Source organism: Paracoccus sp. (in: a-proteobacteria), from assembly GCF_047605025.1.
Taxonomy (GTDB): Bacteria; Pseudomonadota; Alphaproteobacteria; order Rhodobacterales; family Rhodobacteraceae; genus Paracoccus.
Genome location: NZ_JASGGO010000015.1, coordinates 85,203 through 95,515 on the forward strand (window position 1 = coordinate 85,203; position 10,313 = coordinate 95,515).

Annotated in this window: 10 protein-coding genes and 1 pseudogene; 6 read left to right on the plus strand and 5 right to left on the minus strand. The window is 67.5% G+C overall.

Annotated elements, in window-relative coordinates:
- Positions 1-60: 60 nt before the first annotated feature.
- From QM682_RS10495 to QM682_RS10510, 4 genes are all read left to right on the plus strand, one after another.
- Positions 61-1,443: an L-serine ammonia-lyase gene (locus tag QM682_RS10495; protein ID WP_415129455.1), complete on the plus strand. Its 1,383-nt coding sequence runs from the start codon at positions 61-63 to the stop codon at positions 1,441-1,443.
- A 129-nt stretch (positions 1,444-1,572) separates the two neighbouring features.
- Complete coding sequence (locus tag QM682_RS10500) at positions 1,573-2,424, plus strand: hypothetical protein (RefSeq protein ID WP_415129457.1); 852 nt, start codon at positions 1,573-1,575, stop codon at positions 2,422-2,424.
- Positions 2,425-2,505: 81 nt separating this feature from the next.
- Positions 2,506-4,680, plus strand: a complete 2,175-nt coding sequence (locus tag QM682_RS10505; RefSeq protein ID WP_415129459.1) for a YjbH domain-containing protein — start codon at positions 2,506-2,508, stop codon at positions 4,678-4,680.
- Positions 4,677-5,348, plus strand: a complete 672-nt coding sequence (locus QM682_RS10510) for a YjbF family lipoprotein (protein ID WP_415129461.1) — start codon at positions 4,677-4,679, stop codon at positions 5,346-5,348. The genes QM682_RS10505 and QM682_RS10510 overlap by 4 nt, the downstream gene beginning before the upstream one ends.
- Positions 5,349-5,776: 428 nt before the next feature.
- Here QM682_RS10510 and QM682_RS10515 read toward each other — a convergent pair whose 3' ends face one another.
- From QM682_RS10515 to QM682_RS10530, 4 genes are all read right to left on the minus strand, one after another.
- A complete protein-coding gene (locus QM682_RS10515; protein ID WP_379029276.1) occupies positions 5,777-5,980 on the minus strand; it encodes a hypothetical protein in 204 nt (67 codons plus the stop codon).
- Between the two features lie 213 nt (positions 5,981-6,193).
- Positions 6,194-6,976 carry a metal ABC transporter permease gene (locus QM682_RS10520; protein WP_415129463.1) on the minus strand — a complete coding sequence of 261 codons (783 nt, stop codon included), beginning with the start codon at positions 6,974-6,976 and terminating at the stop codon, positions 6,194-6,196.
- Positions 6,977-6,985: 9 nt separating this feature from the next.
- Positions 6,986-7,780, minus strand: a complete 795-nt coding sequence (locus QM682_RS10525) for a metal ABC transporter ATP-binding protein (RefSeq protein ID WP_415129465.1) — start codon at positions 7,778-7,780, stop codon at positions 6,986-6,988.
- On the minus strand, positions 7,777-8,298 hold the full coding sequence (locus QM682_RS10530; protein WP_415129467.1) for a Fur family transcriptional regulator: 522 nt from the start codon (positions 8,296-8,298) through the stop codon (positions 7,777-7,779). Before QM682_RS10530 ends, QM682_RS10525 begins: the two co-directional genes overlap by 4 nt.
- Positions 8,299-8,376: 78 nt before the next feature.
- Between QM682_RS10530 and QM682_RS10535 the strand changes: the two genes are divergently transcribed.
- Both QM682_RS10535 and hemP read left to right on the plus strand, forming a co-directional pair.
- Positions 8,377-9,366, plus strand: coding sequence for a zinc ABC transporter substrate-binding protein (locus QM682_RS10535; protein ID WP_415129469.1), 990 nt, complete (start codon positions 8,377-8,379; stop codon positions 9,364-9,366).
- A 193-nt stretch (positions 9,367-9,559) separates the two neighbouring features.
- The gene (gene hemP / locus QM682_RS10540; RefSeq protein ID WP_415129471.1) at positions 9,560-9,736 is read left to right on the plus strand and encodes a hemin uptake protein HemP; all 177 of its coding nucleotides are present in this window, start codon (positions 9,560-9,562) and stop codon (positions 9,734-9,736) included.
- 137 nt (positions 9,737-9,873) lie between these two features.
- On the opposite strand, the pseudogene QM682_RS10545 reads toward hemP, so the two are convergent.
- Positions 9,874-10,313: pseudogene (locus tag QM682_RS10545) on the minus strand (hypothetical protein); the annotation flags it as partial.

Below are 10,313 nucleotides of genomic sequence, written 5' to 3' on the forward strand. Positions count from 1 at the left end.
CCCGCCCAAGGATTACCTCTAAGGCCATGGCGGCAATCGGCGCATCAAGGAGGCCATGGCATGTTTCTCTCGGTCTTCGACATCTTCAAGATCGGCGTCGGCCCCTCGTCCTCGCATACGATGGGACCGATGGTGGCGGGGGGACGGTTTCTGGACGCGCTGCGGGGCCAGCCCTTCCGGGCGCATGGGCTGCGCGCCAGCCTGCACGGCAGCCTTGCCTTTACCGGCAAGGGCCACGCCACCGACCGCGCCACCATCTTGGGTTTGGCCGGATTTCTGCCCGAGACGATGGATGCGGACGCCGCCGAGGCCACGCTTGCGGCAAACCGCGCCTCGTGCCTTCTGTCGCCGCCGGGCCTGGGCGCGCTGGCCTTCGACCCCGAACGGGATCTGGTCTTCGATTTCGACCGCGCCCTGCCCGGCCATGCCAACGGCATGATGCTGATGGCGACCGACGCCCAAGGCGACGTGATCTTTCACCAGACCTATTACTCGATCGGGGGCGGCTTCGTGATGACCGAGGCCGAGCTTGCCGCGCGCGGCGACGACACCCGTTCGGACGACGCACCCCGCGTGCCCTTCCCCTTCGCCTCGGCCACCGAGATGCTGGCCATGGCCGAAAAATCGGGCAAATCCATCGCCGCGATGAAACACCAGAACGAGCGCGCGCATCGCAGCGAAGCGCAGATCCGGGACGGCATCGCCCGCATCTGGCAGGTGATGCGCGACTGCATGGACCGGGGGCTGGCGACCGCGGGCACGCTGCCGGGCGGGCTGTCGATCCGCCGCCGCGCCTCGGGCATCCACGACGCGCTGAAGGCCGAGGCGACGATGAACCTGATCGCGCCGCATGTGATCAACGACTGGATGTCGATCTATGCCATGGCCGTGAACGAGGAAAACGCGGCGGGCGGTCAGGTCGTCACCGCGCCCACCAACGGCGCGGCCGGCGTGGTGCCCGCCGTCATCCGCTATTGGCTGGACCATGTGCCCGGCGCGTCCGAGCGCCGGCTTGACGATTTCCTGCTGACGGCGGCGGCCATCGGCGGGCTGATCAAGCACAATGCCAGCATCTCGGGGGCGGAATGCGGTTGCCAGGCCGAGGTGGGCAGCGCCTCGGCCATGGCGGCGGCGGGGCTTTGCGCGGTCCTGGGCGGAACCCCCGAGCAGGTCGAGAACGCCGCCGAGATCGCGCTGGAGCATCACCTGGGCATGACCTGCGATCCGGTGCGCGGCCTGGTCCAGGTGCCTTGCATCGAACGCAACGGCCTGGGCGCGATCAAGGCGGTTTCGGCGGCCAGCCTGGCGCTGCGCGGCGACGGCAGGCATTTCGTCCCCCTGGACGCCGCCATCGAGACCATGCGCCAGACCGGCCGCGACATGTCCGAGAAATACAAAGAGACCTCGCTGGGCGGGCTGGCGGTCAACGTCCCCAACTGCTGAGCCGGGCCGGGTCCTTGCGCGCGCGCCACAGCGACGGCACCGAATGGACCGGGGCGCTTGCCCAAATGCGGGGCTTCCTGTAGCCAGAGAGGCATAAGGAAAACCCACAAGGAACCGGGGACAGAGCAGATGAAATTCCGTTCGGCTTTTGCCGTTCTGTCGATGACGGTGGCCCTGACCGCTTGCGGCGAGCTGCCCTTCCAGAAGAAATCCGAGGAACCCGCCGCCGCGCCCGCCCATTCCGGGCCGCCCGGCGTGTCGCCTCTGGAACAGCCGATCGAGACCGGCGCGGCGGGCCAGCCCGTCGCCACCGCCGAGGCATCGACCGTCGGCACCGCCATGTTCCGCGCCGGCGGCGCGGGCTGGACCGTGACGGCGGCCGACAAGACTGCGGTTTATGAACGCGCCGGCGCGAAATCCGTGGGCGTGACCGTGCGCCGCATGGTCTATGGCCGTGGCGTGGAATTCGTCGGCACCATGAACGGCGCCGTCTTCTCGCTGAACGTGCGGGCGCAGGAATGCGACACCGGCTCGGGCAAGGCGCCGTTCTCGGCGCTGCTGCGCGTCGGCAGCCAAAGGTTGAGCGGCTGCGCCGTGCCCACCGACACGATGCCCAAGGCCCAGACCAAGGCGTCCTCGGCCCCACCGGCACCCAAAGCGACGCCCAAGGCCGCGCCCAGCGCGACGGCGGCCCCCGCCGCCAAGCCCGCCGTGCCGAAACCGGCCGAAGAGCCCGCCGCGACGACCCCGGCGGCAAGCACGCCCGCAGCGACCGAGCCGGCAACGCCTGCCCCCGTCACTACGGCACCCGTCACCCCGGCCCCCGCCACGACCCCAGCGACGCCAGAGCCTGCGGCGACCACCTCGACCAGCACCACGCCCGAGCCGGCCGCACCCACGACACCCGAAACTGCGGCGCCCGAGACGCCGGCACCCGCCCCGGTGGTATTGCCGCCCACCCCGGAAACGCCCTCGCAGTAACCTCGACCGCAGCGGCGTCCCGGCGCCGCTGCCTTTCCCGCGCGCCTCAGCCCGCGGCCCGCGATCTGAAAGGACCCGCCGATGCGCGCCCATTCGACCCTGACCCGCCGCCTGCTGGCCTCGACCGTCCCGGCGGCCCTTCTGCTAAACCTGGCCGCATCGCCCGCGCGGACCGATCCGCTGATCGGCGACGTGATGAACAGCTACGGCCTTGCCGGCGGGGTCGAGACGCCGACCGCCGAGATGCTGCCCGACGGCACGCTTGGCGGCACGCTGTCCTATACCGATCTGGGCCGGCGCCACGATCTGGTGTTCCAGCTTCATCCCCGTGTGACCACGGCGCTGCGCTATTCCCGCGTCTCGGGGATCAACGACCATAACGACCTGGGCCATATCTGGGACCGCAGCTTCGATGTGCGTTTCCAGTTCCTGGATGAAAAGGGCTGGCGTCCCGCCGTCGCGGTGGGCTTGCAGGATTTCATGGGCACGGGCGTCTATTCCGGCGAATATCTGGTCGCGACCAAGACCCTGACGCCGCGCCTGCGCGCCAGCATCGGCCTCGGCTGGGGCCGCCTCGCGGGCGAGCAGCGCGCCCTCGACACCGATGACGAGGGCGGCAAGCCCAATATCGGCGACTGGTTCTCGGGCTCGGTCAAGCCTTTCGGATCGCTCACATGGCAGGCGACCGACAAGCTGCGCCTGATCGCCGAATATTCGAACGACCGTTACGAGCGTGAGACCGCCTCGGGCGAGAAGGAGGCCCCGGGCAATCATGTGAACCTGGGCGCCTATTACGTCTTCAACCCGCAATATCAGGTCGGGCTGTATACGCTGGGCGGCGATACCTTCGGCGCGCAGTTCAGCTTCGCGCTGAACCCGCGCAATGCGCCCTATCCGTCGGGCCTGGAAAAGGCCCCGCCCCCGGTGCGCCCCCGCCCCGCCCCCTCGGCCGACCCCGAGGGCTGGTCCGGCGCCTGGTCCGCCGATCCGACCGCCCAGCCCGCGATCGAGGCCGTGCTGGGCAAGGCCCTGGCCAATGAGGGACAAAAGCTCACCGGCATGTCGCTATCCGCGAACCGGGCCGAGGTGCGGATCCAGAACACCCGTTATATCCAGCAATCCGAGGCGATCGGCCGCACCGCCCGACTGATGACCCGCGCCCTGCCGCCCTCGGTGGAAACGCTGGTGATCACCTCGATGCAGAACGGCATGGCGACCTCTTCGGTGACGCTGCGCCGCTCGGATGTCGAGCGGCTGGAGAATACCGAGGCCGGCAGGATCGCCGCCGTCTCGACGCTCGGCGATGCCGATCCGCGCCCCGAGGGGATGAGCCGCATCCCCGATGCCTCGCCGCGCTTCAAGTGGTGGCTCGGCCCCTATCTGGAACTGGGCGTCTTCGACCCGCAGGACCCCTTGCGCTACGAGGCCGGGGCCGAGCTGAAGGCCAGCTATGAATTCATGCCGGGCCTGGTGCTCTCGGGCAAGGTGCGTCAGCGCATCCTGGGCAATATGGAACAGCGCGGTCCGGGCATTTCCGGCAGCCGGGGCGAACATTACACGCCCGAGGAATATCTGTCCGATCCGGCCAATGAATATGTCAACGGCGTGCCGCGCGTGCGCTCGGACACGCGCATGTATACCGGAAACGACAAGCCCACGGTGCCGGTCCTGACGCTGGCCTGGTATGCCCAGCCCACGCCCTCGGTCTACAGCCGGGTGACGGTCGGCCTGCTGGAACGCGCCTATGGCGGCGTCTCGGGGGAACTTCTGTGGAAGCCCGCCGACTCGGCCCTGGGCGTCGGGGTCGAACTGAACCGCGTGCGCAAGCGCGACTTCGAGGATGCGTTCAGCTTCCGCGATTATGAGGTCACGACCGGGCATGTCTCGCTTTATTACGAATTCGCCCAGGACTATACGGCGCAACTGGATCTGGGCCGCTATCTGGCCGGGGACAAGGGCGCGACCTTCACCCTGACGCGCGAATTCGCCAATGGCTGGCGCGTCGGCGCCTATGCGACCAAGACCAACCTCAGCGCCGAGGAATTCGGCGAGGGCTCGTTCGACAAGGGCGTGACGCTCTCGATCCCGATCGGCTGGGCCGTGGGCACGCCGACCCGCGACCGCGCCACGGCGGATCTGCGCTCGCTCTCGCGCGATGGCGGCGCCAAGGTGAATGTCGAGGGGCGGCTCTACGACAAGGTGCGCGACGCGCAATCCGGGAAACTCTATCAAGGCTGGGGGAGGTTCTGGCGATGATCGGAACGCGTATCCAAGGCGCTGCCCTGACGCTGGCGCTGGTCGCGGGCCTGGCCGCCTGCGGCAACGACAATGACGGCGGACAGGCGGCAAACCCGCTGCTGATCGCGGCCAAATCTCTCGGCACGGCAGCGACCCGCATCCGCGGCAACGACGACAAGGCCGCGGCGGCGCCCGCACGCACGCCCGAACAGATGGCGGCCGAGGCGATGCGGGTCAATTCCGGCCCGCTGATCCTGGTGGGCTTCGAATCCCTGGGTCGCAACCAGGTCATGGCCATGACCGGACAGAACGGCGGCCTGCGCACCTACATGACCCCCGCCGAAGAGGCGCTGATCCTGCGCGACGGTATGGTGATCGGCACGCGCGGCCTCGGCAACGACCTCTCGGTCGCCGAGCCAGGCACCGAAAACCTGATTCGCCGCCAGGGCACCGGCCAGGCCAGGCGCGTGATGCGCTATTTCGCGGGCGACGGGCTGGAGCGCCCGCTGGACTTCAATTGCAGCGTCGGCCCCGGCCCCAGGGCCGGCGTGGTCGTGGAAAACTGCCAGGGCCATGGCGCCAGCTTCCAGAACAACTACCTGCCACAGGGCGGCCACCTGCCCGTCTCGCGCCAGTGGCTGGGACCGAAGCTGGGCTATGTCACCATCCAGGTGCTGCGCCCCTGATCTCAAGGGCCAGGAAAGGCCCCGGACAGACGAAAACCGGCCCCACAGGGCCGGTTTTTTCACGCCTTGAAGCCACGCGAACTCGTTGCCTCACCCAGATTATCCCCCGCCAGCGCCAACCCGTCCGCCTCTACTCCCTGCGCGCACCAAGACACCCAGGGATCCAGGGCAATGAAAACCGCCATCCCCAGCCCCCCGAAAATGCCGGATAAAATCCGAGAAAGCGCGCGCCCGGCTCGCCTTTCCGGCGCAGCCCACCATCTTTCTTGCCTAAATATCCCGGGGTCCGGGGCAGCGCCCCGGTCCAAGTCCGCCCGCATGCGCCGCGCCTGGGCCGGCACGACCCAACCCGCGCCGTGCAATAAAGAAAAGGGGCCGGTCCAAGGACCAGCCCCCCATCGCATACGGAACTTTCGTCCCGTTAGATATCAGCTGTCGTCGTCGTCCGAAGCGACGGCGGCGATGACGCCCAGCAGCAGCAGCGCCGGAACGACAAGGCCAGCATTCGACGAAGCGGGCTTCTCGTCAACGACGACCGGCTCGACTTCGACGACGGGGGCAACGTAACCGCCGGCCAGAGCCGACGAAGCGGTCAGGCCGAGGGCCAGTGCAAAGGTAGCAAATTTGGTCATGATCATGCTCCGTTCAGTACTTTGAAGGCTGCCGTTTCCAGCAACATCAATGCGACAGTCGCATAAAGCCAATGGCTTGGGAAGCGCCCTTGAGACGCCATCCGGCGCGGCTCATCTTACTGTTGCATATTCGCCAACACCTTTCCCGTTCGGCGACAAACTGCCCATGGCCGCGCCGGCCTTCGCCGGGGCACGGTCAGGCGGGAATCGCCCTCATTTTCGGTAAATCACCAGAGAGATTGCATAAAATGCAGCCGAAACCACGATGATCGAAGGTCCGGCGGGGGTATCCAGGCGCAGGCTGGCCCAAAGCCCGCAAATCACCGCCAGCGCCCCCAGCAGGGTGGCGGAACCGGCCATCTGTTCGGGCGTTCTGGAAATCGCGCGCGCCGAAGCCGCAGGCACGATCAGCATGGCCGAGATCAGCAGCGCCCCCACGATCCGAATCGCGATCGCCACCGTCACGGCCAGCGCCAGGGACAGGATCAGCCGCTCGCGCTCGGGATCGATGCCCGAGGCCAGCGCCAGTTCCTCGTTGACCGAGGCCGTGACCAGCCGTTGCCAGCGCCAGACCAGCAGCGCAAGCACCGCCGCCGCGCCGCCCCAGATCCAGGCCAGGTCAGCGCGCGTGACCGCCAGGATGTCGCCGAACAGGAACGCATCCAGATTCACCCGCAACGAGGGGATGAAGCTCGCGGCCAAAAGCCCCGTCGCCAGCGCCGAATGGGCGATCACCCCCAGCACCGTGTCCATGCCCTGCCCCCGGCCCGTCAGCCAGGCCACCAGCACCGCCATGCCCACCGCGACCAGCAGCGTGCCCAGATAAAAGGGCATGGCGAAGGCAAAGCTCAGCGCCACCCCCAGGATCGCCGCATGGGAGGTCGAATCGCCGAAATAGGCCATGCGCCGCCAGACCACGAACGAGCCGAGCGTCCCCGTGGCCAGCACCAGCCCCAGCCCCGCGATCACCGCGCGGGTCAGAAAGTCGTCAAGCATGGGGCACCTTCAGGTTGCGGGAGGATGGTCGTGCGCACAGGCCGGGCCATGGACATGAACCTCGTGGACATGCGCATCTCCCACATGGTCGTGGTCATGGTCGTGATGGTGGCGGTAAAGCGCCAGCGTGCCCTGGGCCTCGGCGCCGAACAACGCGCGATAGGCGGGGGCGGCGCTGACCGCCTGGGGCGTGCCCTCGCAGCAGATATGTCCGTTCAAACAGACCACCCGGTCCGAGGCCCGCATCACCACCAGAAGATCGTGGCTGACCATCAGCACGGCCGCGCCGGTCTCGCGCCGGACCTCTTCGATCAGCTTGTAGAAGGCGACCATACCAGGCTGATCCAGCCCCTGGGTCGGCTCGTCCAGGACCAGAAGCTGGGGATCGTTCAGCAGCGCCCGCGCCAGCAGCACGCGCTGGAACTGCCCCCCCGACAGCGCCGAGATCTGCCGCCCCTGAAGCCCCGGCACGCCGGTTCGCTCCAGCACCACCGCCGCCTGCGCGTCGCCGACCCGCACCGGCAGCGACAGAAAGCGACGCACGGTCATCGGCATCGCGCGCTCGATATGGACGCGCTGCGGCACATAGCCGATGCGCAGCCCCTTGATCCGGCTGACCTTGCCCCGCGTCAGCGCGATCTGACCCAAGAGCGCCCGGATCAGCGTCGATTTCCCCGAACCGTTCGGGCCAACCACGGTCACGATCTCGGAGGGGGCGATATGCATGTCGATATGGGAAAGCACCGGGCGATCCGCGCCGGGATGGCTGACGGTCAGGTCGCGGGCCTGGATCAGCACACTCATGCCCGCGCCTCGGCGGCGCAGCGGGCGCAAAGGCCCAGAAGCTCGATGGTGCGGCGCTCGACGGTGAAGCCGCTGGCCTGGCCCAGAGCCTCGACCGCGGCGCTCAGCGTGGGGCTGGTGGCCTCGGCCACCTGCTCGCAGACGCGGCAGATCAGGAAAGCCGGCGCATGGTCGCGCTCGGGCGAGAGGCAGGCGGCATAGGCGTTCAGCCGCCGCACGCGATGGGCCAGGCCCTGCTCGACCAGGAAATCCAGCGCCCGATAGGCGACCGGGGGCTGCTTGCCAAAGCCTTCGGCGGCCAGCCGGTCCAGCACCTCATAGGCGCCCATGGCCTTGTGGGCTTCCAGCAGGATCTCAAGCGCACGGCGGCGCACCGGGGTCAGGCGAACGCCGTCCGCCTTGGCCCGCGCCTCGGCCCGGTCCAGCATCGTCGTCGTGCAATGGGCGTGGTCGTGGCTGTGGAACGGATCCGCCCCCACCGGACCGGCGGCGGGAACATGGTCGGGGTCGCTTGTCATGTTATACCATTACAAAAAGGCTTGACGCGTTACGCTATAACATAAATAACCTCTCCGTTTCCGCAAGAGAACCACGCCATGACCCACAGATATTCCCTTCGCCTTCTGGCCCCGGCGGCGATGCTGCTGGCGCTTCCCGCCTGGGCCGAGGTGCCCCGCATCGTCACCGACATCCCCGCGACCGGCGCGCTGGTCCAGCAGGTCTTGGGCGATCTGGGCAGCCCCACGGTGCTGATGGACAAGGGCGGCGACCCGCATCACTACCAGCTTCGCCCCAGCCAGGCGGCCAGCCTTCAGGATGCGGGACTGCTGGTCTGGATCGGCCCCGAACTGGCCCCCTGGCTGCAACGCAGCGCCGAAAGCCTGGCGCCGGGCAGATCCCTGCCCCTGCTGGCCCAGCCCGGCACCGTCACCCGCACATATGCCGGAGACGGCGATGAGGACGAGCACAGCCATGACGCCGAAGATCACGAACATGAACATGAACACGAACACGAACATGAACATGGGCACGAGCATGGCGACGCGGATCACCACCATGAGGGCACCGATCCCCATGCCTGGCTGGACCCCAGGAACGGACAGCTTTGGCTGAAGATCATCGCCGACCATCTGGCGGCCCAGGATGCCGAGAACGCCGCCACCTATCAGGCCAATGCCCGCAAGGCCGCCGACGCCCTTGCCGATCTGGACGCCCGGCTTCAGGCGCGGCTCGCGCCGGCAAGGGGCCGGCATTTCGTCGTCTTTCACGACGCCTACGGCTATTTCACCCAGCATTACGGGCTGGAACCCGCGATTGCTGTCAGCCTGGGCGATGCCTCGACCCCCTCGGCGGCGCGGCTGAAGCAGATCCAGGATCAGATCCGGCAAAGCGATGCCCGTTGCGCCTTTCCCGAACTGAACCACGATCCCAAGCTGATCCAGGTAGCGATCGAGGGCAGCGGCGCGCGCCTGGGCCCGCCCCTGGACCCCGAAGGCGGCAGCCATGACCAGGGTTCAGGCACGCTTTACGCCGACATCCTGAGCGGCCTCGCCACGGCCATCGCGGATTGCATGGCCGGCGACTGAATCGAATCTTCTGGCCGTGATTCACACGGGCGCTCCACAGAGGAGCGCCCGTTTTTTCATATCTCATCAATATGATAACAGGATCTTAAAATTCCCGACTCTTTTCCTTTGACATAGCCGAGGATTTTAGTCAGATTACAACCATCAAGACCGTATAAACAAACCGACCACAAAAGCATACGAGGAACTGGACATGACCGCGACTCGCCCTGCCGAATTCATGCGTCCTGGCGTGACCGCCCTGACGCGCCTTCCCGAATATGACGCCGAGGCCCTGACGGCTGGCGGAAACCAGGCGCTGATCGTGCTGGGAGATCAGGTCTATAACCTGCGCATCACCCGCGCGGGCAAGCTGATCCTGACGAAATAAGCATTCCCCTTAGGAATTCGGGCCGGGTGTTTCTCTCTCTGCCGGCTCGGATAAAGCAAAAGGCGCGGAGCTTGCTCCGCGCCTTGCCGATTCCGGGGCCGGGCTTTCGCTGATCCCGGCCGCCATGGCGCCGCGCCTTAGCCGCGGCGCGGTCCATTACCCGCAGGCCGAGGCCCGCGATCAGGGCGCCCCGCACCCGGCCGGGCATTGCCGCCGAACTTGCCCATGGGCTTCGCGCCCGGCTTGCCCCCCGGCCGAGGGCCGCGATCCGGTTTTCCGAAGGGTTTGCGGTCGCCGTCCTCACGCTTCGCGAAGGGCTTGCGGTCACCATCCTCGCGGCGGACGAAGGGCTTGCGATCACCGTCTTCACGCTTCGCAAAGGGCTTGCCGTAGGGTTTGCGGTCGCCGTCCTCACGCTTCGCGAAGGGCTTGCCGTAGGGTTTGCGGTCGCCGTCCTCACGCTTCGCAAAGGGCTTGCGATCACCATCCTCGCGGCGGGCGAAGGGCTTGCGATCACCGTCCTCACGCTTCGCGAAGGGCTTGCCGTAGGGTTTGCGGTCGCCGTCCTCACGCTTCG

Bases quoted from the DNA above. Each gene is read 5' to 3' on its own strand.
- QM682_RS10495 (WP_415129455.1), top strand. From the start codon at position 61: ATGTTTCTCTCGGTCTTCGACATCTTCAAGATCGGCGTCGGCCCCTCG.
- QM682_RS10500 (WP_415129457.1), top strand. From the start codon at position 1,573: ATGAAATTCCGTTCGGCTTTTGCCGTTCTGTCGATGACGGTGGCCCTG.
- QM682_RS10505 (WP_415129459.1), top strand. From the start codon at position 2,506: ATGCGCGCCCATTCGACCCTGACCCGCCGCCTGCTGGCCTCGACCGTC.
- QM682_RS10510 (WP_415129461.1), top strand. From the start codon at position 4,677: ATGATCGGAACGCGTATCCAAGGCGCTGCCCTGACGCTGGCGCTGGTC.
- QM682_RS10515 (WP_379029276.1), bottom strand. From the start codon at position 5,980: ATGACCAAATTTGCTACCTTTGCACTGGCCCTCGGCCTGACCGCTTCG.
- QM682_RS10520 (WP_415129463.1), bottom strand. From the start codon at position 6,976: ATGCTTGACGACTTTCTGACCCGCGCGGTGATCGCGGGGCTGGGGCTG.
- QM682_RS10525 (WP_415129465.1), bottom strand. From the start codon at position 7,780: ATGAGTGTGCTGATCCAGGCCCGCGACCTGACCGTCAGCCATCCCGGC.
- QM682_RS10530 (WP_415129467.1), bottom strand. From the start codon at position 8,298: ATGACAAGCGACCCCGACCATGTTCCCGCCGCCGGTCCGGTGGGGGCG.
- QM682_RS10535 (WP_415129469.1), top strand. From the start codon at position 8,377: ATGACCCACAGATATTCCCTTCGCCTTCTGGCCCCGGCGGCGATGCTG.
- hemP (WP_415129471.1), top strand. From the start codon at position 9,560: ATGACCGCGACTCGCCCTGCCGAATTCATGCGTCCTGGCGTGACCGCC.